This is a genomic window from Methylopila sp. 73B, assembly GCF_000526315.1.
In the GTDB taxonomy this organism is placed as follows: domain Bacteria; phylum Pseudomonadota; class Alphaproteobacteria; order Rhizobiales; family Methylopilaceae; genus Methylopila.
This window is the reverse complement of the sequence record NZ_JAFV01000001.1, coordinates 3,754,185-3,778,102: the sequence shown is the minus strand read 5'-3', so window position 1 is coordinate 3,778,102 and position 23,918 is coordinate 3,754,185. Positions and strand designations below refer to the sequence as shown.

24 protein-coding genes are annotated in these 23,918 nt (G+C 71.1%); 8 read left to right on the top strand and 16 right to left on the bottom strand.

The features are described from left to right. Positions 1-137: 137 nt before the first annotated feature. The 8 genes from recA to K244_RS0118035 all read right to left on the bottom strand — a co-directional run bounded on the left by recA (position 138) and on the right by K244_RS0118035 (position 7,316). Positions 138-1,217 (bottom strand): recombinase RecA, encoded by a 1,080-nt coding sequence (gene recA, locus K244_RS0118070; RefSeq protein ID WP_024816591.1) that lies wholly within the window; start codon positions 1,215-1,217, stop codon positions 138-140. A gap of 147 nt (positions 1,218-1,364) precedes the next feature. Continuing rightward, positions 1,365-3,863, bottom strand: a complete 2,499-nt coding sequence (locus K244_RS0118065) for a response regulator (protein WP_036307073.1) — start codon at positions 3,861-3,863, stop codon at positions 1,365-1,367. Between the two features lie 151 nt (positions 3,864-4,014). Then, positions 4,015-5,076 (bottom strand): flagellar biosynthesis protein FlhB, encoded by a 1,062-nt coding sequence (flhB, locus tag K244_RS0118060; protein WP_020187700.1) that lies wholly within the window; start codon positions 5,074-5,076, stop codon positions 4,015-4,017. 10 nt (positions 5,077-5,086) lie between these two features. Continuing rightward, the gene (gene fliR, locus K244_RS0118055) at positions 5,087-5,848 is read right to left on the bottom strand and encodes a flagellar biosynthetic protein FliR (protein ID WP_020187699.1); all 762 of its coding nucleotides are present in this window, start codon (positions 5,846-5,848) and stop codon (positions 5,087-5,089) included. Between the two features lie 28 nt (positions 5,849-5,876). After that, positions 5,877-6,143 carry a flagellar biosynthesis protein FliQ gene (gene fliQ / locus K244_RS0118050; protein WP_020187698.1) on the bottom strand — a complete coding sequence of 89 codons (267 nt, stop codon included), beginning with the start codon at positions 6,141-6,143 and terminating at the stop codon, positions 5,877-5,879. Between the two features lie 23 nt (positions 6,144-6,166). Next, on the bottom strand, positions 6,167-6,478 hold the full coding sequence (locus K244_RS0118045) for a flagellar hook-basal body complex protein FliE (protein WP_020187697.1): 312 nt from the start codon (positions 6,476-6,478) through the stop codon (positions 6,167-6,169). Between the two features lie 20 nt (positions 6,479-6,498). Next, positions 6,499-6,909, bottom strand: a complete 411-nt coding sequence (gene flgC / locus K244_RS0118040) for a flagellar basal body rod protein FlgC (RefSeq protein WP_020187696.1) — start codon at positions 6,907-6,909, stop codon at positions 6,499-6,501. Between the two features lie 23 nt (positions 6,910-6,932). Continuing rightward, positions 6,933-7,316, bottom strand: coding sequence for a flagellar basal-body rod protein FlgB (locus K244_RS0118035; protein WP_024816590.1), 384 nt, complete (start codon positions 7,314-7,316; stop codon positions 6,933-6,935). Positions 7,317-7,565: 249 nt separating this feature from the next. Between K244_RS0118035 and K244_RS0118030 the strand changes: the two genes are divergently transcribed. The 6 genes from K244_RS0118030 to K244_RS22850 all read left to right on the top strand — a co-directional run bounded on the left by K244_RS0118030 (position 7,566) and on the right by K244_RS22850 (position 12,715). After that, entirely contained in the window at positions 7,566-8,909 is a 1,344-nt protein-coding gene (locus tag K244_RS0118030) for a flagellar biosynthetic protein FliO (protein WP_020187694.1), read from the top strand. 85 nt (positions 8,910-8,994) lie between these two features. Beyond that, entirely contained in the window at positions 8,995-9,705 is a 711-nt protein-coding gene (gene fliP / locus K244_RS0118025) for a flagellar type III secretion system pore protein FliP (RefSeq protein WP_245259827.1), read from the top strand. Between the two features lie 289 nt (positions 9,706-9,994). After that, a complete protein-coding gene (locus K244_RS0118020) occupies positions 9,995-10,426 on the top strand; it encodes a hypothetical protein (protein ID WP_020187692.1) in 432 nt (143 codons plus the stop codon). Then, positions 10,423-11,376 carry a tonB-system energizer ExbB gene (gene exbB, locus K244_RS0118015; RefSeq protein WP_020187691.1) on the top strand — a complete coding sequence of 318 codons (954 nt, stop codon included), beginning with the start codon at positions 10,423-10,425 and terminating at the stop codon, positions 11,374-11,376. The genes K244_RS0118020 and exbB overlap by 4 nt, the downstream gene beginning before the upstream one ends. 6 nt (positions 11,377-11,382) lie before the next feature. Continuing rightward, positions 11,383-11,823 carry a TonB system transport protein ExbD gene (gene exbD, locus K244_RS0118010; RefSeq protein ID WP_020187690.1) on the top strand — a complete coding sequence of 147 codons (441 nt, stop codon included), beginning with the start codon at positions 11,383-11,385 and terminating at the stop codon, positions 11,821-11,823. Then, positions 11,810-12,715, top strand: a complete 906-nt coding sequence (locus tag K244_RS22850; RefSeq protein ID WP_020187689.1) for an energy transducer TonB — start codon at positions 11,810-11,812, stop codon at positions 12,713-12,715. The genes exbD and K244_RS22850 overlap by 14 nt, the downstream gene beginning before the upstream one ends. Before the next feature lie 4 nt (positions 12,716-12,719). Here K244_RS22850 and hisE read toward each other — a convergent pair whose 3' ends face one another. After that, positions 12,720-13,070, bottom strand: coding sequence for a phosphoribosyl-ATP diphosphatase (gene hisE / locus K244_RS0118000; protein ID WP_020187688.1), 351 nt, complete (start codon positions 13,068-13,070; stop codon positions 12,720-12,722). A gap of 166 nt (positions 13,071-13,236) precedes the next feature. On the opposite strand from hisE, the gene K244_RS0117995 reads away from it, so the two are divergent. After that, a complete protein-coding gene (locus tag K244_RS0117995; protein WP_020187687.1) occupies positions 13,237-14,568 on the top strand; it encodes a hemolysin family protein in 1,332 nt (443 codons plus the stop codon). A 38-nt stretch (positions 14,569-14,606) separates the two neighbouring features. Beyond that, positions 14,607-16,031, top strand: coding sequence for an aminotransferase class V-fold PLP-dependent enzyme (locus tag K244_RS0117990; protein ID WP_020187686.1), 1,425 nt, complete (start codon positions 14,607-14,609; stop codon positions 16,029-16,031). A 108-nt stretch (positions 16,032-16,139) separates the two neighbouring features. Here K244_RS0117990 and K244_RS0117985 read toward each other — a convergent pair whose 3' ends face one another. The 7 genes from K244_RS0117985 to K244_RS0117955 all read right to left on the bottom strand — a co-directional run bounded on the left by K244_RS0117985 (position 16,140) and on the right by K244_RS0117955 (position 23,821). After that, positions 16,140-16,541: a F0F1 ATP synthase subunit epsilon gene (locus K244_RS0117985; protein WP_020187685.1), complete on the bottom strand. Its 402-nt coding sequence runs from the start codon at positions 16,539-16,541 to the stop codon at positions 16,140-16,142. Positions 16,542-16,562: 21 nt separating this feature from the next. Next, positions 16,563-16,811 carry a hypothetical protein gene (locus K244_RS0117980; protein ID WP_020187684.1) on the bottom strand — a complete coding sequence of 83 codons (249 nt, stop codon included), beginning with the start codon at positions 16,809-16,811 and terminating at the stop codon, positions 16,563-16,565. A gap of 99 nt (positions 16,812-16,910) precedes the next feature. Continuing rightward, positions 16,911-18,329, bottom strand: a complete 1,419-nt coding sequence (atpD, locus tag K244_RS0117975) for a F0F1 ATP synthase subunit beta (RefSeq protein WP_020187683.1) — start codon at positions 18,327-18,329, stop codon at positions 16,911-16,913. Positions 18,330-18,354: 25 nt separating this feature from the next. Beyond that, complete coding sequence (locus tag K244_RS0117970; protein WP_020187682.1) at positions 18,355-19,239, bottom strand: F0F1 ATP synthase subunit gamma; 885 nt, start codon at positions 19,237-19,239, stop codon at positions 18,355-18,357. 30 nt (positions 19,240-19,269) lie between these two features. Continuing rightward, complete coding sequence (atpA, locus tag K244_RS0117965; protein ID WP_020187681.1) at positions 19,270-20,799, bottom strand: F0F1 ATP synthase subunit alpha; 1,530 nt, start codon at positions 20,797-20,799, stop codon at positions 19,270-19,272. Continuing rightward, the gene (locus K244_RS0117960; protein ID WP_036305832.1) at positions 20,799-21,359 is read right to left on the bottom strand and encodes a F0F1 ATP synthase subunit delta; all 561 of its coding nucleotides are present in this window, start codon (positions 21,357-21,359) and stop codon (positions 20,799-20,801) included. The genes atpA and K244_RS0117960 overlap by 1 nt, the downstream gene beginning before the upstream one ends. 290 nt (positions 21,360-21,649) lie before the next feature. Beyond that, positions 21,650-23,821 carry a primosomal protein N' gene (locus K244_RS0117955; protein WP_020187679.1) on the bottom strand — a complete coding sequence of 724 codons (2,172 nt, stop codon included), beginning with the start codon at positions 23,819-23,821 and terminating at the stop codon, positions 21,650-21,652. Between the last annotated feature and the right edge of the window lie 97 nt (positions 23,822-23,918).

The following is a 23,918-nucleotide window of genomic DNA, read 5'->3' as shown; positions in this document are numbered from 1 at the left end:
GAAAACGGCCGGCGCCCCGTCATGCGGCGAGGTCGCGGGACCATCGGGCTGCGGGGCGCGGCGGCACATTAAGCGCGGCGTCGCGCGCCTGTCCAGAAAGGCCGCGCCGCGGCGTCGCCAGGGCGCGGCCGCCGCTCTCAGTCGGCGTCGAGCTCGGGGTCGTTGGGATCGACCTGGTCGAGGATCTTCTCCGCAAGCACGCCCGCGCTCTGACGTACGGCGGACTCGATCCGCCCCGCGATCTCGACGTTCTCCTTGAGGAAGGACTTCGCGTTCTCGCGGCCCTGGCCGAGGCGTTGGCTGTCGAACGAATACCAGGCGCCCGACTTCTCGACGATCCCGGCCTTGACGCCGAGGTCGATCAGCTCGCCGACCTTGGAGACGCCCTCGCCGTACATGATGTCGAACTCGACCTGCTTGAACGGCGGCGCGACCTTGTTCTTCACCACCTTGACGCGGGTCTGGTTGCCGACGACCTCGTCCCGCTCCTTGATCGCGCCGATGCGGCGGATGTCGAGGCGGACGGAGGCGTAGAACTTGAGCGCGTTGCCGCCCGTGGTGGTTTCCGGGCTGCCGTACATCACGCCGATCTTCATCCGGATCTGGTTGATGAAAATCACCATGGTCTTGGACTTGGAGATCGAGCCGGTGAGCTTGCGCAGCGCCTGGCTCATCAGACGGGCCTGGAGGCCGGGCTGCACGTCGCCCATCTCGCCCTCGAGCTCGGCGCGCGGCGTCAGCGCCGCGACCGAATCGACCACCAGCACGTCGACCGCGCCGGAGCGCACCAGCGTGTCGGCGATCTCGAGCGCCTGCTCGCCGGTGTCCGGCTGGGAGATCAGCAGGTCCTGCAGGTTCACGCCGAGCTTGCGGGCGTAAATCGGATCGAGGGCGTGCTCGGCGTCCACGAAGGCGCAGACGCCGCCCGACTTCTGGGATTCCGCGATGGTGTGGAGCGCGAGCGTGGTCTTGCCGGAGCTTTCCGGCCCGAAGATCTCGATCACCCGGCCGCGCGGCAGGCCGCCGACCCCGAGCGCGATGTCGAGCCCCAGCGAGCCGGTCGAAACCACCTCGACCTCGGCGAGAGCCTGGCCCGCCCCAAGGCGCATGATCGACCCCTTGCCGAACGCGCGGTCGATCTGCGCGAGAGCGGCGTCGAGCGCCTTTGTCCTGTCCATGGAGCTTCCTTCGACGAGGCGGAGTGCGGATTGCGACATCGCTCTGGCTCCTTATGGCACGGCCCGCGGCGGGCCTTCAACGGAGCCTTTTGTACTTTCTTTGTTCTCAGAACGCAATAGGAACATCTTGTGCCGAGATCGGCCGGAACCCCATGATCTTGAGCGCGGGCGGCCGATGGAGCGCCCTCAGGCGCCCATCGTGTCCTTCACGGCCTGCACCAGCTGCTTCAGCGTGAACGGCTTCGGCAGGAAGGCGAACGATTCGCCGTCGGGCAGGTTCTTCTTGAAGGCGTCCTCGGCGTAGCCGGAGACGAAAATGATCTTCAGGTCCGGCTGCTTCTTGCGCAGCTCGCGCAGCAGGGAGGGCCCGTCCATCTCCGGCATGACGACGTCGGAGACCACGAGCTCGACCGCGCTGCCGTGCTTCTCCATCTGCTCCAGCGCCTCGACGCCGGAGCGCGCCTCGATGACGTCGTAGCCGCGCGAGGCCAGCGCGCGGGCGCCGAAGGCGCGCACCGCGTCCTCGTCCTCCACCAGCAGCACGGTTCCGCGCCCCGTCATGTCCTGCGGCGCCGCGGCGATCGCGGCGGGCTTGGCCTCCTCCACCTCGGTCGCGACGTGCCGCGGCAGGAAGATGCGGAAGGTCGCGCCCTCGCCGGGCTCCGACAGCGCGAAGACGTAGCCGTCGGTCTGCTTGACGATGCCGTAGACGGTGGAGAGCCCGAGACCCGTGCCCTTGCCGACCTCCTTGGTCGAGAAAAACGGCTCGAAGATCTTGTCGAGGATCTCTTCCGGGATGCCCGAGCCGGTGTCGTCCACGTCGATCATCACGTAGTCCGCCGGCGGCAGCCCGCGATGGCCGAAGGCCGAGACCTCGGCCGCGGTGACGTTGCGGGTGCGGATCGTCACGGTCCCGCCGTCGGCCATCGCGTCGCGGGCGTTGACCACGAGGTTGATGATCACCTGCTCGAACTGGTTCAGGTCCGCCTTCACCGGCCACAAGTCGCGGCCGTGGACGAGCTCGAGCTTCACCTTTTCGCCCACCAGCCGGCCGAGCAGCATGCGCAGCTCCGCCAGCACGTCGCCCAGAACGATCACCTGCGGCCGCAGGGTCTGGCGGCGGGAGAAGGCCAGCAGCTGGCGGACGAGGCTCGCGGCCCGGTTCGCGTTCTGCTTGATCTGCATGATGTCCTGGAAGGACGGGTCGGTCGGCCGGTGGTTCGCGAGCAGCAGGTCGGAGTAGCCGATGATCGCGGTCAGCACGTTGTTGAAGTCGTGCGCCACGCCACCGGCGAGCTGGCCGACCGCCTGCATCTTCTGGCTCTGGGCGAACTGGGCCTCCAGCGCGCGCTGGTCGGTGGTGTCGAGCGCGTAGACCACGGCGGCCTCGCCGCCCTCGGCGTCGTCCACCCGCGTCACGAACAGGCGGGCGGAGCGGCCGCCGTCGCCCGGCAGGGTCACGTCGACGGGGGCGACGTCGCCCGCGCCGCCGGCCGCCGCCGCGATCGCCGCCTCGAGCGCCGCGCGGTCGCGCTCGCCGGCGAGGCCGGCGTAGATCGAGCGGTCGCCGGAGGCGTCCTTCAGGCGCTCGCCGAAGAGTTTGGCGAAGGGCGCGTTGGTGCGCTCGACGCCGCCGCGCGCGTCGACGGTCGCGATCGCGAGCGGCGTGTTGTTGAAGAAGCGCGCGAACCGCACCTCGGCCGCGCGCAGCGGCTCCGAGACGTCGGCGCCGGGGCCCCGGTCGAGCACCAGCGTGCGCGAAGCTCCGGGCGTGCCGTCGACCGCCCAGGCGACCGCGTGCAGCAGGCGGGCCGGCAGCGAGCGCCCGCCGCGGGTCTTGAGGTCGACGTCGATGATTTCGGTGGCGATGGCGCCCGGCTTCGGCGGCACGGCGGCGACCAGCGCCGCGCCGTCGCCGGCGAGCACGTCGCCCAGCGTGAGCGCGCCGGCGCCGACCTGGGTCAGGTCCTGGTCGAGCCAGCCCGCGAGCGTCGCGTTCATGTAGACGATCGCGCCGTCGCCGCGGGCGGCGAAGAAGCCGGCCGGCGCATGGTCGAGGAAGTCGACCGCGTGCTGCAGCTCCTGGAACACGTTCTCGTGCTGCTCGCGCTCGCGCGTCACGTCGTCGAGGGTCCAGATCGTCTCGACGCCGCGGCCGCCCTTGCGCTCCACCGGCCGCACGCCGATGCGGAACCATGCGCCGCGCCCGTCCGGCAGGGTGACGCGGGCCTCCTCCGAGGCGCGCTTGCCGCCGCGGGCGGCCTGCGAGAGCCGGTAGATCGCCTCCGCCACGTCGGCGTTGCCGGCGAACACGCGTTCCACAGTGCGCGCGCCCGCGGGGCCGTCGGCGCGGGTGAGGTCGAGATAGGCCTCGTTCGCGAACACGATGCGGCCGCCGCCGTCGGTCACCAACACGCCTTCGTCGCTGGTCGCGGCGATGGCGCCGCCCAGGTCGTCGCGGCCGCCGCGGCTCGCGAACTGGATCAGGCCGACGGCGCCCGCGAACAGCGCGAACACGCCGATGACGGAAAGTCCCGCGAGCAGCGCGAGGATCCAGGGCTGCGCGGCCTCGCCGTTGAGGAACGACAGCGCGAGCGCCGCGCCGACGAGCGCCGCGGCGAGCAGCACCACGAGCCCGACGGAGCCCGAGCGGCCGCTGCGGTCGATCGGGGGTTCGGCGGACATCGGGCTTCCTTCGGCGAGCGTGCTCATGGGACCTCGCGTCGGCGGCGGGGAACGGCCGGGGCGCCCTCGATTCGCCCGGCGGCCGACGTCGCCGCGACGATGACGGCGGCGGCGGCCGGTTGCAAGAAGAGCCGGAGGCCGGCGTCAGGCCTCACCGCCGCCCCCGCTTGCGCAGGACGAAGCCGATGACCTCGGCGACGGCCTTGTAGTGCTCGGAGGGGATCTCCTTGTCGACCTCGATCGCGGCGTGCAGCGAGCGGGCGAGCGGCGGGTTCTCTACCACCTCGACGCCGGCCTCCTCGGCGATCTTGCGGATGCGCAGCGCGAGCCCGTCGACGCCCTTCGCCACGCAGACCGGCGCGGCCATGCCGGTCTCGTACTTCAGCGCCACCGCGTAGTGGGTCGGGTTTGCGATTACCACCGTCGCCGTCGGCACCTGCGCGATCATGCGCTTGCGCGAGCGCTGCATGCGGAGCTGGCGGATCCGCGCCTTGATGTGCGGGTCGCCCTCCTGCTGCTTGTGCTCGTCGCGGATCTCCTGCTTCGTCATCATCAGGCGCTCGCGCCAGCGCCAGCGCTGCCACATGTAGTCGCCCAGCGCGATCAGCGCGAAGACCGCGACGGCCGACACAAGCACGTTGAGCGACAGGCTCTTCAGCACGACGAGCAGGCCCGCGGGATCGCCCGCGATCAGCGCCGAGACCTTGGCGCGCTCGGGCCAGATCACCGACCAGATCACCGCGCCGACGATCGCGAGCTTCAGCAGGCCCTTCACGAAGTTGACGAGGCTCTCGGCCGAAAACAGCCGCTTCGCGCCCGCCATCGGCGAGATCTTCGAGAACTTCGGAACCAGCGTCTCGGCGGTGAACACCAGGCTGTGCTGCACCATGTTGCCGGCGATCGCGGCGAGCATCAGGCACAGCATGGGCAGCGCGAGCGCCGCGGCGACGGCGAGGCCGAGGCCCCCGGCCATGGTCGTCAGCGAGACGCCGTCGACCGCGTAGCGGTGCGGCTCGGAGATGAAGTGCGTGAGCGTCGCGGTCAGGCTGGCCGCCGCGCCGTCGCCGAAGATCGAGATCGCGAGCGTCGCCGCGGCGAGGCTGAACCAGACGTTGATCTCCTGGCTCTTGGCGACGTCGCCGCGCTTGAGCGCGTCCTCGAGCTTCTTGCGCGTCGGCTCTTCCGTGCGTTCGCCGCCCTCGCTCTCCGCCATCGCCCGGCCCTCAGCCGCCCGAGAGCCGGCGGAGCGTCTCGCCGACGTCGCCGAGGAACACGCTCATCAGCACGCCCACCACGAGCGCGAGCAGCGCGAAGCCCGCGATCAGCGTCAGCGGCGTCGCGATGAAGAACACCTGCAGCTGCGGCATCAGACGCGACAGCACGCCGAGCCCGAGGTTGAACACCAGGCCGAAGACGAGGAAGGGCGCCGAGAGCTGCACGCCGATCCTGAAGGCGCCGGCGGCCGCGTCCATCGCGAGCTTCGCGGCGTCGCCCGTCTGGGGCAGAACGCCCGGCCGGAACGCGTCGTAGCTGCCGGCGATGGCGCCGATCGCGAGATGGTGCAGGTCGGTGGCGAAGATCAGCGCGACGCCGACCAGCGTCAGGAAGGTGCCGACCACCACGCCCTGCTGGCCCTGCGTCGGATCGACCGTCGTGACGAAGCCGAGGCCGAGCTGGTTTGCGATGATGAAGCCGGCGGTCGACAGCGACGACATCACGAAGCGCGCGGTGACGCCCAGCACCAGCCCGACCGCGATCTCGGAGGCGAGCAGCAGCAGCAGGTTCAGCGGGTCGTCGGGCCGGATGTCGTAGAGCGGGCGCGCGAAGGGCCAGAACACGAAGGCGAGCAGCGCCGCGATCGTGAGGCGGAACCGGGGCGACACGTTCTCCTCGCCGAGCGCCGGCATCAGCATCACCAGCGCGCCGACCCGGGCGAGGATCAGGATGAAGGCCGCGACGTTCGCCGGGAGGAGCTCGATCGTCATGGTCCGAAGGCTTTCGGGGCCGGCGTCGTCAACCGCCGGAGGCGATGCGTCCCGCGAGCCGCGCCATGTGCCCGGCGAGGGCGTCGCCCATGAAGGGCAGCGCCAGAATCATCGCGCCGAACAGCGCCAGTATCTTCGGCACGAAGACCAGCGTCATCTCCTGAATCTGCGTCAGCGCCTGCACCAGCGAGACCACGACGCCGACGATCAGCGTCACCGCCATCAGCGGGCCGCCCACCTTCAGGATGGTCCAGAGGGCGTCGCGGGCGACGTCGAGCACTTCGGCGCTGGTCATGGATCGCGTCCTGGTCCCGGCCGTCAGATCGGCATGCGCATGACTTCGTCGTAGGCCGCGATCACCTTGTCGCGGACGCTGACGAGAGTCTGGAGGGCGAGTTCGCTCTCGGCGACGGCGGTGACCACGTCGACCACGTCGCCGCGTCCCTGCACCGCCTGCATCGCCTTGGCGTCGGTCTGCCGGCCCTGCTCGGCGAAGCCGCTGAGGGACTTCTCCAGCAGGTCGCCGAAGGCGTTGGCGTCCGCGCCCGCTCCGGGGCGGACCGGCGCCCCTCCGGCGATGATGCCGGACAGGCTGGAGTAGGCGTTGGCGGCGGCGAGCGGCGAGGTCATGGGCGTCTAGGCTCCGGGCGTCAGGCGCGCAGGATGTCGAGGGTGCGGGCGATCATGCGGCGGGCGGAGCCCACCATGTTGAGGTTCGCCTCGTAGTTCCGTTGGGCTTCCCGCATGTCCATCTGCTCGATCAGCGGATCGACGTTGGGCAGGCGCACGTTGCCGGCGGCGTCGGCCAGCGGGTTGCCCGGCTCGTTCCGGATCCTGAACTCGCTGCGGTCGCGCTCGACCCGGCCGAGCGCCACGACCTGGGCGTCGAGCTCGCGGTCGAACTCCGGCCGCATGGTCGGCAGCTTGCGCCGGTAGGGCTCGGTCCCGGTCGTCGAGGCGACCGAGTCCGCGTTGGCGAGGTTTTCGGCGATGATCCGCATGCGGCCGGCCTGGGCCTTGAGGCCGGAGGCGGCGACGCCGATCGCGCGGTTGAGGTCCATCGGACGGTGTCCCTGAAAGGCGCTCAGCCCCTGCCGAGCGCGGTGCGCAGCAGGCCGAGGCTCTTGGCGTAGAGGGTCGCCGCCATCTGGTGGTCCATCTGGTTCTGGGCCGCCTTGATCATCTGCTCTTCGAGCACGACGGAGTTGCCGTCCGGCGTGCGCTCGAAGGTCGTGCGGCTCTCGTCGCGGTCGACGCCGGCGCTGGAGGCCAGCGTCATGTGCCCCTGCGCGGTCCGGGCGACGCCGACGCCGCCGTCCTCAGCTTCGACCGGGCGGAGGTCGTGGGCCTGATATCCCACGGTCGAGGCGTTGGTGACGTTTTCCGCAAGCACGGCCTGGCGCGCCTCGTGCCACCGCATCTTGGTCTTCAGCGCCGCCATCAGCGGCGGCTCGACGCTCGTCGTCACGGTCCGTTTCCCGCTCGCGGCGGCGGCCCGGGCCATCCCAGGGTCGCGAAATGCGCGTCCGCCCGGCAAAAACTGCCGCTTGCATGGTTAACGGACTGTTAACGGCGTTAAGTTTCCATTCACCTTCGGCGTGACTTTGTCTATGAGGGGTGCGTTCGTCGCGGGCTTGTGTTCCAGTCTGGCCGCCGTTGCGCGCGAACTCACGGGCGCGCCGCCCCGACTGGCTTACTGAGACCGAGGTAGACCCGCGTGTTCGATCAGCTTTTCGGCTTCGACGTTCCGACGCCCATCAAATTTGTCCTGTTCTTCGCGGGCTTCATCCTGCTCCTCCTGATTGTGACCTGGCTGATCCGCCGTCTCGGCGGCAAGCGGCTCAGCGGCATGTCGGCGAGCGGCCGGTCGCGCCAGCCGCGCCTCGGAGTCCTGGACGTACTGGCGGTCGACGGCCGCCGCCGCCTGGTGATCGTGCGCCGCGACAACGTCGAGCATCTCGTCCTCATCGGCGGTCCGAACGACGTGGTGGTCGAGAGCGGCATCTTGCGCTCGCCGGGCGGCCCCAACGCCCAGCGCGAGCCGTCGTTCGACGCGCCCCCGACCCGGACGACCCCGCCCCAGCCGACGCCCGCCCAAGGCCAGCCGGTTCCCCCCCGCCCCGCCCCGGTCGTGGCCGCGGAGCGCCCGCAGACCCAGCCCGTGCGCGGTCCCGAGCCCACGCGCGCCGAGCCGCCCCGCGTCGAGGCGCCTGCGATCCAGCCCGTTCGCGACGCCGCCCCCGCCGTGCGGCCGACGCCCGCCCCCATCCCCGTCGTGCAGCCGGTCGCGCGTCCGGCCGATGCGCCGAAGGGCGAGGCTCCGAAGTCCGAGCCAGTCGCGCCCGCAAAGCCCGGCGTGGCTGAGCCGCCCCGGCCGCAGCCGGTTCCGACGCCCGTGGCCGTCAGGCCCACGACGCCCCAGCCCGCCGCGCCCCAGCCCGCCTCGGCGGCGCCCACGGGTCCCCAGCCTGTGGTCCCCGGCCCGGTTCGCCCGGCGCCGCAGCCGATCGTGACCGGACCCGCGCCGCGCGAAGCCCGCTCCAGCGAGCTCGCGGACCGGCTCGCCGCGGCGCTGAAGCGCCCCGTCACCCCGGTCGCCGCGCCTGCCTCGGCTCCGGCGCCGGCCTCCGCTCCTACGCCTGCTCCCGCCCCCGCGGCTCCTGCCGCCCCGCCGGCGGAGCCGAACGGCGCCGAGGAGCTTTCGGGCCGTGAGGCCCGGATCGCCGCCAAGCTTGCGGCCCGCGCGTCCAAGGAAGAGCCCTCGGGCGGCGACGCGCCGGAACCGAAGATCGACCAGCCCCGCACCGGCGCCGCGCCGGAGGTGACGCTGGCGCCTGCGACGAAGCCCGCGCCGGGCGTCGCGGTCGAGGCTCCGAAGCCCGCGCCGGCGAAGCCGTTCCCGGGCGCCATGGGTCAGGCCCCGACGCTGAGCGTGAAGCCGGAGGCCCGCCCCGCCCCGGCGGCGCCGAAGCCCGCCAAGGACGAAGATCCGCTTGCGGCGCTCGAGGCGGAGATGGCGAGCCTGCTCGGCCGCGACCTCGGCGCGAAACCCAAGTCCTGACGCCGGCGGGGACGCCCGTGCCGCTCCCTGGCCGACGCCGGTGATCCCGCCCGCCGGAGCGCCGCGCCTCCGCCGCGCGGCGGGAATCGCTGCGGCGCTGACGGCGCTCGCCGCGGGGCCCGCGGCGGCGCAGGCGATCACGCTCGATCTCGGCCAGGGCGGCGGCGTCAGCGAACGCGCGCTTCAGCTCGTCGCCCTCATCACGGTCCTCAGCCTCGCGCCGTCGATCCTGGTGATGGTGACCTGCTTCACCCGGATCGTCGTGGTGCTGTCGCTGCTGCGCACGGCGATCGGCACGCAGACCGCCCCGCCCAACACGGTGGTGACGGCGCTCGCCCTGTTCCTCACCGCCTTCGTCATGGCCCCGACGTTCCAGACGGCCTACGATCAGGCGGTCGTTCCCCGCCTCGCCGACCAGATCGACGACGCCACAGCCTTCCAGCGCGGCGTCGCGCCGTTCCGGACCTTCATGCTGGCTCACGTGCGCGAGAAGGACCTGCGGCTGTTCCAGGACCTCTCGCGGGAGCCTGCGCCGGAGGGGCCGGAGGCGGTCTCCCTGCGGGTGCTGGTCCCGTCCTTCATGATCTCGGAGCTGCGGCGCGCCTTCGAGATCGGCTTCCTGCTGTTCGTTCCCTTCCTGGTGATCGACCTCGTGGTCGCCTCGGTGCTCATGTCCATGGGCATGATGATGCTGCCGCCGGCGATCGTCTCGCTGCCCTTCAAGCTGATCTTCTTCGTGCTGGTCGACGGCTGGAGCCTCGTCGCGGGCAGCTTGGTGCAGAGCTACGGCGGCTAGCGTCGTTCCGCGCGACATGAGCGACGTCCACGCCGCGCTCACCGGCGACGCTTCCGATCCGGCCCGAACGACCACCCGATCCATCGCCTGAGCGTGCTCCGATCGGGCGCGCGGTATTCCGATCAGCCTCCTCTCCAAAGCTGCAATCGCCGACAACATAAGTCGAATGGTCGGGCTTTCCCTGAAATTGGAACAGTTATCAATTGATGCGGCCTGTCTTGAAGTGACCGCGCGCTCGGCTTATTCCGCCAGACGTCGCAGTCATTAAGCATCGTTGGGAGGTCAGACGTTGTCGCTGATCGGTTTTGGGCGCGCCGCGTCCCTACGGACGGTTTTCGTCGCCGCGGCGACCCTCGGCGTCGCGCAGGCGGCCTCCGCCGCGCCGACGGTGTCGGTCGAGCTCAACCGGCTCGAGCCGCGCGACAACGCCTGTCGCGTCTCCATGGTCATCAAGAACGAGGCCGAGAAGGCGCTGGACAGCCTCAAGCTCGACCTCGTGTTCTTCGACAAGCAAGGCGTGATCGCCCGTCGCCTCGCGGTGGAGGCGGGACCGCTGCGCGCGTCCAAGACCAGCGTGAAGCTGTTCGAGGCGACCGATCTGGGCTGCGACGCCGTCGGCCGCGTGCTGCTGAACGACGTCACCGCCTGCAGCGGCGAGGCGGACTGCCTCGGGCTGATCGCGACCTCATCCAAGGTCAAGGACGTGGAGTTCGGCAAGTGAGGGGCCTGACCGCGCTCGCTGCGGCGATCGCCCTGACGGTCGCGCTCGCCCCGGCCGCGGCCTTCGCGCAGCAGCCGCAGCCGGCCGCGCCGGCCGCGACCCAAACGCTGCCGCCCGCCGACGAGGTTCAGGCGGTCGATCCCGGTCAGCCGACGCCCGCGCCGCGCCCCGCCGCGCCCGACGCCCCCGCGACGGAGGCCGCGGCCCCGGGGCCGGGCGTTCCCCCCGGCACGCCGGCGGTGAACCCCTCGACCATCCCGCACGATCTGTCGCCGGTCGGCATGTTCCTCGCCGCCGACTGGGTGGTGAAGGGCGTGATGATCGGCCTCGCCTTCGCCTCGGTGGTGACCTGGACGGTGTGGCTCGCGAAGTCGATCGAGGTCTTCGCCGCCGACCGCCGCGTGAAGAGCGGCCTCAAGGCGCTGGCGAACGCCCCCTCGCTGGAGGACGCGCGCCGCGCGCTCGACGACCGGCGGGGCTCGGTCGCCTCGTTCGTGGCGGCGGCCGACGCCGAGCTCGCCCACTCCGCCGACGCCCTCACGCCGGACGGCGTCAAGGAGCGCGTCGCGTCGCATCTCTCGCGGCTCGAGGCCCAAGCCGGCCGCAGACTGGCGATCGGCACCGGCGTGCTCGCGACCATCGGCTCCACGGCGCCCTTCGTCGGCCTGTTCGGCACGGTCTGGGGCATCATGAACTCGTTCATCGGCATCTCGAACGCGCAGACCACGAACCTCGCGGTCGTCGCGCCCGGCATCGCCGAGGCGCTGCTTGCGACTGCGATCGGCCTCGTGGCCGCGATCCCCGCCGTGATGATCTACAACGTCTTCGCCCGCGCGATCTCCGCCCACCGCGCGCTGCTGGCCGACGCCTCCGCGGCCGTGATGCGGCTCTTGAGCCGCGACCTCGACCGCGCGGCGATCCACTCCCGCCTGCGGGCGGCGGCGGAGTAACGCCCCATGGCCGCGAAGCTCGACCACGGCTCCTCCGGCGACGACCTCGCCGAGAACAGCGAGATCAACGTCACGCCGTTCATCGACGTGATGCTGGTGCTGCTGATCATCTTCATGGTGGCGGCGCCGCTCGCGACCGTCGACGTCGGCGTCGACCTTCCCGCCTCGACGGCCAAGCCGCAGCCCCGCCCGGACAAGCCGGTCTACCTCACCGTGAAATCGGACCTCTCGCTCGCGATCGGCAACGAGACCGTGCCGCCCGGCGGCCTCGGCCCCGCCCTGGCGCAGGCCACCAACGGCGACCACGAGCAGCGCGTGTTCCTGCGCGCCGACAAGACCGTGCCCTACGGCGAACTGACCACCGTGATGAACGACATGCGCAAGGCGGGCTATCTGAAGATCGCCCTGGTCGCGCTGGAAAGCGTCGGGGGCGATGGCGGGCGCTGAGGCGCTGACGCTTACGGCCGCGCAGGACCGGCCGGGCGTCGCACGCTGGGCGTTCGCGGGCGTCGCCGTGCTCGCTCTGCACGCCGGGGCGGGGTTGCTGCTGCGCTCGGCCCCGCAGACGTCCGGGCTCGAGACCCAGCCGGCGATCGAGATGGACCTCGTGCCGCCGCCCTCCGGCGCGACCGCTCCGGAGGTCGCGGCGGCCGCCAACGAGGTCCAGGGTCAGGAGACCGCGACCGACGCCATGGAGCCGGAGGCGCTCGAGGAGCTGACCGCCGAAGAGGTCGTCCCGCCGGATCCGGACGCCGTGACGGCGGAAGAAACGCCGCCCGAGCCCCTTGAGCCGCTCGACGAACCCGTCGAGCTGGCGGAGACGCGGCCCGATGTGACGCCCACGGTCGCCCTTCCGCCGGAGGAGACCGTGACGGCGCGCGAGGAGCGGCCGGAACCGAAGCCCGAACCGAAGCCGAAGGTCGCCCGCAGGCCGGTCCCGAAGCCTGAGCCGCGCGAGGCGCCGGTGCGCGAACGCGCCCGGCCGGCGCCCACCCGCCAGACGGCGGGCGGCGCCGGAGGGGCCTCGAACTCGGCCGGCGCGGCGGCGAGCGCGGCGTCCACGGACTACACGCGCCGGATTCAGGCCCTCGTCGCTGCGGCGAAGCGCTATCCGCCCTCGCTGCTGAGCCAGCGCGTGCGAGGCCGCGGCGTGGTGGCCTTCACCATCAGTCGCAGCGGCTCCGTAGGGAGCGTCAGGATCGTCTCCAGCGCCGGGCACCCGCTGCTGGACGCCGAGCTTCAGGCCATGGTGCGGCGCGCGAACTTCCCGCCGATGCCGGCCGACATGCCCGGCGCGTCGAAGGCCTTTACGATCCCGGTCTCGTTCTCGGTCCGCTGACCGATCAGCCGCGGACGGCGCGTTTCGGGCGGGCGCGGAGCGCGTCCTTCGGCAGCTTCTGGGCGATGCCGTAGAGCCGTTCCCGGCGGTCCATCTCGGCGTAGACGTCCTCGGGGTCGACGCCGACCGCCGTCCAGAGCACCACGAGGTTGTAGAGCAGGTCGGCGCTTTCGCGCACCACGGCCTCGCGCTGCCCGGCGGCGGCCTCGATCGCGACCTCGGCCGACTCCTCGACGACCTTCTTCGCCATCTTCGGGACGCCCTCGCGGTAGAGCTTGCCTGTGCGCGATCCGACGTTGCGGCCGTCGCGGACGGCGCAGACTGCGGCGTGCAGGCGGGCGATCGAATCAGGCATTCCCGAATCTTGGCTGGAACGCACGCGACTGTGAAGTGGTCACGATCGCGTCGGCGGACCGGGCGCGACGACGGCGCGGCCTCCATGCCCATGACGGCGGGCCCCCGACGCTCTATACTCCGCGGCGACCGACGGACGTCTCGTCCGCCAAGCGCCCGGACCCTTCATGCCAATCCTCGAAATCGTCGTTCTCGTGGGCCTCGTCCTCCTGAACGGCTTCTTCGCCATGTCGGAGCTCGCGGTCGTGTCCGCCCGGCGTCCCCGTCTCAAGATGATGGCCGACCAGGGAAGCGCCGGGGCGGCGCGCGCGCTGATCCTCTCGGAGGATCCCGGCAGCTTCCTCTCCTCCGTCCAGATCGGCATCACGCTGATCGCGATCCTCACCGGCGTGGTCGGCGAAGCCGCGCTCGCCGATCCGCTCGCGATCTTCCTGGAGGCCTCGACGCCGCTCGACACCTACGCCCGGCCGATCTCGACCGGCCTCGTGGTGTTCGGCATCGGCTACTGCTCGCTGATCTTCGGCGAGCTGGTGCCGAAGCGCATCGCGCTCGCCGACCCGGAATCCATCGCGGCGATCTGCTCGGGGCCGCTGCGGATCCTCGCGCTCGTCGGCAAGCCCTTCGTGCTGGCGCTGGGCGCGAGCTCGAGCCTCGTGCTCAGGCTTCTCGGCGTCAAGGAGCAGGACGGCAGCAACGTCACCGAGGAGGAGGTCCGCAGCGTGATCGCCGAGGGCGTCGCCGCGGGCTCGATCGAGCCGGTGGAGAAGCGCATGATCGAGGGCGTGCTCGGGCTCGCCGACCGCCCCGTGCGCTCCATCATGACGCCGCGCCGCGACGTCTTCTGGGTCGACCTGACGGACGACCTCGAGACCATCAAGACCGAGCTGTCGGAAAGCCCGTTCTCGCGGCTCGTCGTCGGCAAGGACGGCTCGATCGACGACCCCGTCGGCATCCTGCACAAGAAGGACGTGCTGTCGAAGCTGCTCGCGGGCGGCGCGTTCGAGGTCGCCTCCGAGGTGCGCAATCCGCTCTACGTGCCGGAGGGCGCCTCCGCGCTCAGCCTGCTCGAGCTGTTCAAGACGCAGCCCTCCTCCACCGCCTTCGTGGTGGACGAGTTCGGCGGCTTCGAGGGCATCGTCACCTCGCACGACGTGCTGGGCGCGATCGCAGGCGCGCTGCCCGAGGAGCACGAGACCGCCGACGACAAGGACATCCGCCGCCGCGAGGACGGCACCTACATGGTGGACGGCCGCGCCTCGCTCGATTCGGTGACGGACACCTTCGCCTTCAACATCCCCGCCGACAGCCAAGGCGAGTTCCACACCGCGGCGGGCCTCGTGATCGCCGAGCTGGGCCGCATCCCGGTCGAGGGCGACACCATCGACATCGGCGGCTGGACGATCGAAGTGATCGACATGGACGGCCCCCGCGTGGACAAGCTGATGTTCCGCACGCGCCAAAGCGAAGCCGGGACCACGCCCGCCGGCGCCGGGATCTGACCCCCGCGCATCCATGAGGCCCTGAAGGGGCCGGCCCGATGTTCGACCGCCCCTCTCCGTTCCGTCCCGACCCCCGGGCGCTGTCGGAGGCCTTCGACGGCGTCGCCGCCGACGTTCTCGCCCGCGCGGCGGGCCGCGCGGCGGAGCCCGTCGCGAGCGCCGGCTCGCCGGAGGCGCTGGCGCGGCTCGTCGCAGGCGGCGTCCCCGCCGCCGGCCGCCCGCTCGGCGAGGTCGCCGACGAGCTGCGCGACGTCGTGCTCGCGGCCCGCGCCCGCACCGACCACCCCCGCTTCTTCGCCTTCGTTCCGAGCCCGGTGTCGCCCATCGCCTGGCTCGCCGACGCGCTGACCTCGCTGCACAACCCGCATCTCGGCGCGCGCCGCCAGGCGGAGGGGCCCGCCGCGGTCGAACGCGCGCTGATCCGGTGGCTCGCCCAGGCGCTGGGCCTCCCCGAAGGCGCCGGCGGGCTGTTCGTCTCCGGCGGCTCCATGGCGAACCTCGCCGCCGCCGTCGCGGCCCGCGACGCCAAGCTCGCGCCCGCGGCGCGCGGCGACGGCGTGGCCTATGTCTCCGCGGAAACCCACGTTTCGGTCGCGCGCGCGCTTCGGATCGTGGGCCTGCTCGACCGCCAGATCCGCGTGACGCCGGTCGACGCGGCGCTCCGGATGGACGCGCATGCGCTCGCGGCCCAGATCGCCGTCGATCGCGCGGCGGGCCTCACGCCCTTCCTGCTGATCGCGACCGCGGGCTCCACCAACGTCGGGGCGATCGATCCCCTGCCCGAGCTCGCCGAGATCGCCGCGCGCGAGAACCTCTGGCTCCATGTCGACGGCGCCTACGGCGCCTCGATCGCGCTCAGCCCCGCGAAGCGCGGGTTGCTGGCTGGGATCGAGCGCGCGGACAGCGTCGCCTGGGACGCGCACAAGTGGCTGTTCCAGACCTACGGGACGGGCATGCTGCTGGCGCGCGATCCGGCGCGGCTCGCCGCGAGCTTCGGCGTCGAGGCGGCCTATCTCGACGACGCCGGATCGGAAGGACCCGACTTCTGGGACCTCGGGCCGGAGCTCACGCGTCCCGCGCGGGCGCTGAAGCTCTGGCTGACGCTGCAGGTCATGGGGCTCGACGCGGTCGGCGCCGCGATCGAGCACGCATTCCGGCTGGCCGAGGCCGCCGAGCGGACGGTGCGCGCCACGCCCGGCTGGGAGATCGCGACCCCGGCGCAGCTCGGCGTCGTCACCTTCCGCTACGCGCCCGAGGCGCTGTCACGAGAGGTCGCCGAAGCCGCCATGAGGCGAGCCGCCGCCCGTCTGCTCGTCGAGGGCTTCGCCGCGGTAGGCGCCACGCGCGTGAACGGACGGCCCGCGCTCCGGATCTGCGCGCTTCACCCCGAGGCGACGGAGGCCGATATGGCCGAGACGATCCGGCGGCTCGACGCCCACGCGCGGGAGATGTCGGGGCTGTGACCCCCGGCGCCTGACGCGGCAAGGACTTCGGGCACCGGATCGCCGCCCGAAAACGAAGACGGCCAGGACTGAGCCCGGCCGTTCGAAAGCGTCGGAGGCGACGCGCTCTCAGAAGTAGACCGCCTTGGTCTCCCTCAGGCGCACGAGCCGCAGCTCCGCCTTCAGCTTGTCGTCGTCGGTGGAGGCGTCCGCGAGATCTTCCTCGGCGTCGGCGATCAATTCGTCGATGCGATCGACGCCCATCTCGGCCAGCGGCGTGGCCTCGTCCGCGAGAATGGTCAGGCCCTTGGCGTTGACGTCGGCGAAGCCGCCCCTGACGAACAGCTTCTCCGGCTCGCCGCCCTCGGTCTTGTAGACCTTCACGACGCCCGGCTTCAGCGTGGTCATGAACGGCGCGTGGTGCGCCATCACGCCGAACTCGCCCTCGGAGCCCGGCACGACCACATGCTGGACCTCTTCCGAGACCAGCAGCTTCTCAGGCGACACGAGCTCGAAGGGGAAGCTGTCCATTGTCACGTTCTCTCTCGTCCGTCACGCCCGGCGACGGTCGGCCATGAAGCCGACGCCGAACCCGAGAAGCGCGCCGATCAGGGCGCACACGCCAACATGCTGCGCCTGGCCGGTGGTGAGCGTCTTGTCGCCCGGCGCGGCGGCCTGATCGCCCTGCACCTCGACCTTGAGGCCGAGGAAGCTGACTTCGGCCGCCTGGGGCCGGGTCAACCAACCGGCGAGACCGCCGACCACGAGACCGATCAGAAGAAATAGCACTTTGCTGTTCATCGAACTCTACCCTGGAAGCGCCGCGCCACGCGCGCGTCGCTTTCGTTATAGCGCTCGATCGGGCGCCGGGCAGAGACCGGCGCCGTCGACGTCAGGCGATTACGCGCCTTCGGCCAGCTTCTTGGCCTTCTCGATCGCCTCCTCGATGGTGCCGACCATGTAGAAGGCGGCCTCCGGGAGGTTGTCGTGCTTGCCCTCGACGAGCTCCTTGAAGCCCTTGATGGTGTCCTTCAGGTCCACGAACTTGCCGGGGAAGCCGGTGAACACCTCGGCGACGTGGAACGGCTGGGACAGGAAGCGTTCGATCTTCCGGGCGCGCGAGACCGTCAGCTTGTCCTCTTCCGAGAGCTCGTCCATGCCCAGGATCGCGATGATGTCCTGGAGCGACTTGTAGCGCTGCAGCGTCTCCTGGACGCGGCGGGCGGTGTTGTAGTGCTCCTCGCCGATGACCTGCGCAGAGAGAATGCGCGAGGTCGAGTCGAGCGGGTCGACCGCCGGGTAGATGCCCTTTTCAGCGATCGAACGGTTCAGAACCGTCGTCGCGTCGAGATGGGCGAAGGAGGCGGCGGGCGCCGGGTCGGTCAGGTCGTCGGCGGGCACGTAAATCGCCTGCACCGAGGTGATCGACCCCTTGGTCGTGGTGGTGATGCGCTCCTGCAGCGCGCCCATGTCGGTCGCGAGCGTCGGCTGATAGCCCACCGCCGAGGGGATACGGCCGAGCAGCGCCGACACTTCCGAGCCCGCCTGCGTGAAGCGGAAGATGTTGTCGACGAAGAACAGCACGTCCTGGCCCTGGTCGCGGAAATGCTCGGCGATGGTCAGGCCCGAGAGCGCGACGCGGGCGCGGGCGCCAGGCGGCTCGTTCATCTGGCCGAACACGAGGGCGCACTTGGAGCCTTCGCCGCCGCCCTGCTTGTTCACGCCGGACTCGATGAACTCGTGGTAGAGGTCGTTGCCCTCGCGGGTGCGCTCGCCGACGCCGGCGAACACCGAGTAGCCGCCGTGCGCCTTCGCGACGTTGTTGATGAGCTCCTGGATCAGCACGGTCTTGCCGACGCCCGCGCCGCCGAACAGGCCGACCTTGCCGCCCTTGGCGTAAGGCGCGAGCAGGTCGACGACCTTGATGCCGGTGACCAGCACTTCCGTCTCCGTCGCCTGCTCGGCGTAGGACGGGGCCGGGGCGTGGATCGGACGGGTGCCTTCGGCGTCGACCGGGCCCGCCTCGTCGATCGGCTCGCCGATGACGTTCAGGATGCGGCCGAGCGTGCCGGCGCCGACCGGCACCGCGATCGGCGATCCGGTGTCGGACACGTCCTGGCCGCGGACCAGACCTTCGGTCGAGTCCATCGCGATCGTGCGGACCGTGGACTCGCCGAGGTGCTGAGCGACCTCGAGCACCAGGCGGGCGCCGTTGTTGTTCGTCTCGAGAGCGTTCAGGATCTCCGGCAGGTGCCCGTCGAACTTGACGTCGACGACGGCGCCGATGACCTGGGTGATGCGGCCGACTTGTGCGGTCATAGGGATGGTCCTCGTCGGATAATCGTCAAAGCGCTTCGGCGCCGGAGATGATCTCGATCAGCTCCTTGGTGATCTGCGCCTGGCGGGTCCGGTTGTAGGTCAGCGTCAGCTTCTTGATCATCTCGCCGGCGTTGCGGGTCGCGTTGTCCATCGCGGACATGCGCGCGCCCTGCTCCGAGGCGGCGTTCTCGAGAAGCCCCTTGAAGATCTGGATCGCCACGTTCGTCGGCAGGAGTTCGTCGAGGATTTCCTCCTCGGACGGCTCGTACTCGTAGAGCGCGCCGTCGGGCGCGTCCGCGCCTTCGACCGGCTCCGGCACTTCGGCCGGCACAATCTGCTGGGCGGTCGGAGTCTGGGAGATCACCGACCGGAAGCGCGAGAAGAACAGGGTGGCGACGTCGAACTCGCCGGCCTTGTAAAGCTCGAGCACCTTCGTGGCGACGCCTTCCGCCGAGGCGAAGGACGGCGTCTGGTTGGCCGGGAACTCGATCTTCTCGCGGATCAGGCCGCCGTAGTTCCGGCGCAGCAGCTCCGCGCCCTTCTTGCCGACGCAGAGGAACTGGACCTCCTTGCCCTCGGCGATCAGCCTCTCGGCGTGAAGGCGCGCGAGGCGCACGATCGAGCCGTTGAAGCCGCCGCAGAGGCCGCGCTCGGCGGTCGCCACGATCAGAAGGTGACGCTTGTCGGAGCCGGAGCCGGTGAGCAGCAGCGGGGCGTCCGGCGAATTCTTCAGGTTCGCGCCGAGATTGGCGAGCACGCGCTCCATGCGCTCCGCGTAGGGGCGCGCCGCCTCGGCCGCCAGCTGCGCGCGACGGAGCTTCGCCGCCGCGACCATCTGCATGGCCTTGGTGATCTTCTGCGTCGCCTTAACGGAGGCGATGCGGTTTCTTAGATCCTTGAGGCTCGCCATGACGTGGCCCGGACTCCCTTGACCGAGCTCTTACGAGAACGAGGCCGTGAACGCGTCGATCGCGTTCTTGACCTTCTCGAGCGTCTCCTTGGACATTTCCTTGGAGGTGCGGATCGTCTCGAGAATGTCCTTGTGCTTGCCCTCGAAGAGGTCGAGCAGCTTGGTCTCGTAGCTGCGCACCTTGTCGAGCGGCAGCTTGTCCAGGTAGCCGTTGGTGCCGGCGTAGATCACGATCACCTGCTGCTCCACGCGCAGCGGCGAGAACTGCGGCTGCTTGAGGAGCTCGGTGAGGCGCGCGCCGCGGTTCAGCAGGCGCTGGGTCGAGGCGTCGAGGTCGGAGCCGAACTGCGCGAAGGCGGCCATCTCGCGGTACTGCGCGAGCTCGCCCTTAATCTTGCCGGCCACCTGCTTCATGGCCTTGATCTGGGCCGAAGAGCCGACGCGGCTGACCGAGATGCCGACGTTCACCGCCGGGCGGATGCCCTGGTAGAACAGGTCGGACTCCAGGAAGATCTGGCCGTCGGTGATCGAGATCACGTTGGTCGGGATGTAGGCCGACACGTCGTTCGCCTGCGTCTCGATGACGGGCAGCGCGGTCAGCGAACCGGCGCCGTTGTCGTCGTTGAGCTTCGCGGCGCGCTCGAGCAGGCGCGAGTGGAGATAGAACACGTCGCCCGGGTAGGCCTCGCGGCCGGGCGGACGGCGCAGCAGCAGCGACATCTGGCGGTAAGCCACGGCCTGCTTCGACAGATCGTCATAGACGATCAGCGCATGCATGCCGTTGTCGCGGAAATACTCGCCCATGGCGCAGCCGGCGAAGGGCGCCAGGAACTGCATCGGGGCCGGGTCGGAGGCGGTCGCGGCGATGATGATCGAGTACTCGAGAGCGCCCTGCTCCTCGAGCACCTTCACGAACTGCGCGACGGTGGAGCGCTTCTGACCGATCGCGACGTAGACGCAGTAGAGCTTCTGCTTCTCGTCGCCCGAGGCGTTGATCGACTTCTGGTTCAGGATGGCGTCGAGCGCGACGGCGGTCTTACCGGTCTGGCGGTCGCCGATGATCAGCTCGCGCTGGCCGCGGCCGACCGGGATGAGCGCGTCGATCGACTTGATGCCGGTCTGCATCGGCTCGTGCACGGACTTGCGCGGGATGATGCCCGGCGCCTTCACGTCCACGCGGGAGCGCTTCTCGGCGACGATCGGGCCCTTGCCGTCGATCGGGTTGCCCAGCGCGTCGACGACGCGGCCGAGCAGGCCCTTGCCGACCGGCACGTCCACGATGGCGCCGGTGCGCTTGACGGTGTCGCCCTCGGAGATGCCGCGGTCCGCGCCGAACACGACGACGCCGACGTTGTCCTCTTCAAGGTTGAGCGCCATGCCGCGCACGCCGCCCGGGAACTCGACCATCTCGCCGTACTGGACGTTGTCGAGGCCGTAGACGCGGGCGATGCCGTCGCCGATGGAGAGAACCTGTCCGACTTCCGAGACCTCGGCCTCCTGGCCGAAGTTCTTGATCTGATCCTTCAGGATCGCGGAAATCTCGGCGGCGCGAATGTCCATCAGCCGACCTCTTTCATCGCAAGTTTAATGGCGTTGAGCTTGGTTCTAAGCGACGCGTCGACCATGCGGCTGCCGAGCCGCACGATGATGCCGCCGAGGATCTTGGGATCGATCTTGACGTCGTAGTCGACCGTCTTGCCGGTCACGTCGGCCAGCGCCTGGGTGAGCGCGGCGCGGTGGCCGTCCGACAGCGGCTCCGCCACCGTGACCTCGGCGCTGATCGCGCCCTTCGAGGTCGCGACGAGCGCCTTGTAGCCGCGGATCATGCTTTCGATCGCGAACAGGCGCCGGTTGCGGGCCACGAGCTTCACGAAATTGTAGGTGAGGCTGGCGACGCCGACCTTGTCGAGCACCGCCGCGATCGCCTTCTCCTGCTCGTCGGCCGAGAAGGCCGGGCTCTTGATCAGGCGACGCAGGTCGTCGCTTTCGGCGATCAGAGCCGACAGCCTCTCGAGGTCCGCCGCGATGGCGTCGACCTGTCCCGCCTCGACGGCGAGATCGAACAGGGCGGACGCGTAGCGTCCCGCCATTCCGGACACGATGGTGTCTTTACCTGCCACCGAGCGCACTCTCGCTGGTTGGAGCCTAGGGCTGAAACCGGAGCGACGCTCCGCAACCTCCCGGAAATGCCGACCTTAACGGTCAGACTTGAACCATGTCGCGGGACCGAGGGCCTCGCGAGACGGCGGTTGACTAACATGCCTCCTCCAAGCGCGCAACATCGTGGCGCACTTGTGGCGAAGCTCACAAAAACTCTATCGCGCCAAGAACATAGCGATGAGCCTATGGGCCCTCCGCTTTGGGGAAGACCGTCGACACGATGTCACACCGTCGCGGCGGTCGCGGGGCGTCACACGAAGCTTTGGGGATCGACGTCGACCGCGACCCGCACGCCGCCCCGCGGCGGCCCCGCGGCGGCGAGCCAGGCGCGGAGATAGGCCGGCACGTCGACCTCCCGGCCGGCCTGAACCAGGAGGCGCATGCGGTGCCGGCCGCGGACCATCGCGAGCGGCGCCTCGGCCGGCCCAAGCACCCGCACTCCCTCGGCTTTGGGGGCCGCGCGGGCGAGGACGCGGGCGTGCGCCTCGGCGGCCTCGCGGGTCGCGCCGGAGACGATGAGGGCGGCGAGCCGGCCGAACGGCGGCATGCCGGCCGCCTGGCGCGCCGCCGTCTCCACGCGGTAGAAGCCCTCACGATCGGCGGCCACCAGCGCCTTAATCACGGGGTGCTCGGGCTCGTGGGTCTGCAGCAGCGCGCGGCCGGGACGGTCGCCGCGGCCGGCCCGGCCGGCGACCTGCTCGAGAATCTGAAAGGTGCGCTCGCCCGCCCGCGGGTCGGCCGCGCCCAGCGCGAAATCGGCGTCGACGGCGCCGACCAGGGTGAGATTCGGAAAATTGTGGCCCTTGGTCACCATCTGCGTGCCCACCACGATGTCCACGTCGCCCCTGGCGATGGCGTCGAGCTCCGCGCGCAGCGCCTCGCCGCCCGCGATCAGGTCGCTCGACAGGATCGCGATCCGGGCCTCGGGAAACCGCGCCTGCGCCTCGTCGCGGATGCGCTCGACGCCCGGCCCGCAGGCCACCAGCGCGTCGGCGGTCCCGCAGGACGGGCAGGACCGGGGCGTCGGGCCGGTGTGGCCGCAGTGGTGGCAAACGAGCCGCGCCTGGAACCGGTGCTCGACGAGCCAGGCCGAGCAGTTCGGGCACTTCATGCGGTGGCCGCAGGCGCGGCAGAGCGTCAGCGGCGCATAGCCCCGCCGGTTGAGGAACAGCAGCGTCTGTTCGCCGGCCGCGAGCGTCTGGGTCATCGCGGAGACCAGCTTCGGCGCGAGCCACTGGCCGCGCGGCGGGCCGGCCGTCCGCATGTCGATCGCCTCGATCCGCGGCAAGGCGCGGCCGCCGAAGCGGTCGGGCAGCGCGAGCTTGGCGTAGCGGCCGCGTTCGGCGTTGACGCGGCTCTCGAGCGACGGCGTCGCCGAGGCGAGCACGACGGCCGCCTGCTCGAAGCGCCCGCGTAACACCGCCATGTCGCGCGCATTGTAGAAGACGCCCTCCTCCTGCTTGTAGGAGGCGTCGTGCTCCTCATCCACGACGATGAGGCCGAGGTCGCCGAAGGGCAGGAAGAGCCCCGAGCGCGCCGCCACCACCACGCGGATCTCGCCGGAGGCGACGCCCCGGCGCACGGCCGACCGCCGCTTGTCGCCCACGCTCGCGTGCCAGACGGCGGGGCGCGCGCCGAAGCGGGCCGCGAAGCGGTCGAGCAGCGCGCCGGTCAGCGCGATCTCGGGCGCCATCACCAGCGCCTGCCGGCCGGCCTTGAGCGCGGCCGCGACCGCCTCGAGATAGACCTCCGTCTTCCCCGAGCCGGTCACCCCGTCGACGAGCGCCACGTGGAACCGACGGGCCCCGGCGAGCGCGGCGAGGGCGTTGGCGGCCGCCGCCTGCGCCTCGGAGAGCGGCGGTCCCGGCTGGTAGGGGTCGGGCTGCGGCGGACGCGGAGGCGGCGGCAGCGGCGCCGCCTCCAGCGCGCCGTCGGCGAGGAGCCCGTCGACGACCGAGACCGAGACGCCCGCGGCCTCCGTGAGTTCGGCCTTCGCGCGGATGCGGCCGTCGGCGGCTGCGGCGAGCGCTTTGTCGCGGGCCGGGGTGCGGCGGGACGGGGCCTGCCCCGTGGCGCGGACGCCGATCTTTGGCTTCGGCTCGGCCGCGCCGAGATCGAGCCCGCGGAGCGCCATCCGCAGCACCTGGCCGCGCGGCGCGAGCGTGTACTCCGCGATCCAGTCGACGAAGCGCCGCATCGCTTCCGACACCGGCGGGGCGTCGACGACGCCTTCCAGCGTCTTCAGCCGGGCGGCGTCGACCTGCGGCGGCGCGCCGTCCCAGACGACGCCGAGCTCCAGCCGGCGGCCGAGCGGCGCGACCACCAGCGCGCCCGGACCGACCGTGACGCCCTCCGGCACGGCGTAGGTCAGCGCGCGGTCGAGCCCGACCGGCAGCAGAACCTCGACGGTGGCGGGGGCCAAGATGGAAATGAGCGGGGCCTCGGGCGGTGCGGGGGACGCCCTCTTCTCCCCCCTGCGCGCACGCCGTCAAGCGCCGCGACCCCCGCCCGGCGGGCGG

Excerpts from the sequence above, each read along its gene's own strand:
- K244_RS0117995 (WP_020187687.1), top strand. The coding sequence starts at position 13,237 with ATGCCAATCCTCGAAATCGTCGTTCTCGTGGGCCTCGTCCTCCTGAAC.
- fliQ (WP_020187698.1), bottom strand. The coding sequence starts at position 6,143 with ATGACCAGCGCCGAAGTGCTCGACGTCGCCCGCGACGCCCTCTGGACC.
- K244_RS0117970 (WP_020187682.1), bottom strand. The coding sequence starts at position 19,239 with ATGGCGAGCCTCAAGGATCTAAGAAACCGCATCGCCTCCGTTAAGGCG.
- flgC (WP_020187696.1), bottom strand. The coding sequence starts at position 6,909 with ATGGACCTCAACCGCGCGATCGGCGTCGCCGCCTCCGGCCTCAAGGCC.
- atpD (WP_020187683.1), bottom strand. The coding sequence starts at position 18,329 with ATGACCGCACAAGTCGGCCGCATCACCCAGGTCATCGGCGCCGTCGTC.
- hisE (WP_020187688.1), bottom strand. The coding sequence starts at position 13,070 with ATGCCTGATTCGATCGCCCGCCTGCACGCCGCAGTCTGCGCCGTCCGC.
- exbD (WP_020187690.1), top strand. The coding sequence starts at position 11,383 with ATGGCCGCGAAGCTCGACCACGGCTCCTCCGGCGACGACCTCGCCGAG.
- fliR (WP_020187699.1), bottom strand. The coding sequence starts at position 5,848 with ATGACGATCGAGCTCCTCCCGGCGAACGTCGCGGCCTTCATCCTGATC.
- K244_RS0117985 (WP_020187685.1), bottom strand. The coding sequence starts at position 16,541 with ATGGACAGCTTCCCCTTCGAGCTCGTGTCGCCTGAGAAGCTGCTGGTC.
- K244_RS0117990 (WP_020187686.1), top strand. The coding sequence starts at position 14,607 with ATGTTCGACCGCCCCTCTCCGTTCCGTCCCGACCCCCGGGCGCTGTCG.
- K244_RS0117980 (WP_020187684.1), bottom strand. The coding sequence starts at position 16,811 with ATGAACAGCAAAGTGCTATTTCTTCTGATCGGTCTCGTGGTCGGCGGT.
- flhB (WP_020187700.1), bottom strand. The coding sequence starts at position 5,076 with ATGGCGGAGAGCGAGGGCGGCGAACGCACGGAAGAGCCGACGCGCAAG.
- K244_RS0118065 (WP_036307073.1), bottom strand. The coding sequence starts at position 3,863 with ATGTCCGCCGAACCCCCGATCGACCGCAGCGGCCGCTCGGGCTCCGTC.
- K244_RS0118045 (WP_020187697.1), bottom strand. The coding sequence starts at position 6,478 with ATGACCTCGCCGCTCGCCGCCGCCAACGCCTACTCCAGCCTGTCCGGC.
- recA (WP_024816591.1), bottom strand. The coding sequence starts at position 1,217 with ATGTCGCAATCCGCACTCCGCCTCGTCGAAGGAAGCTCCATGGACAGG.
- K244_RS22850 (WP_020187689.1), top strand. The coding sequence starts at position 11,810 with ATGGCGGGCGCTGAGGCGCTGACGCTTACGGCCGCGCAGGACCGGCCG.
- atpA (WP_020187681.1), bottom strand. The coding sequence starts at position 20,799 with ATGGACATTCGCGCCGCCGAGATTTCCGCGATCCTGAAGGATCAGATC.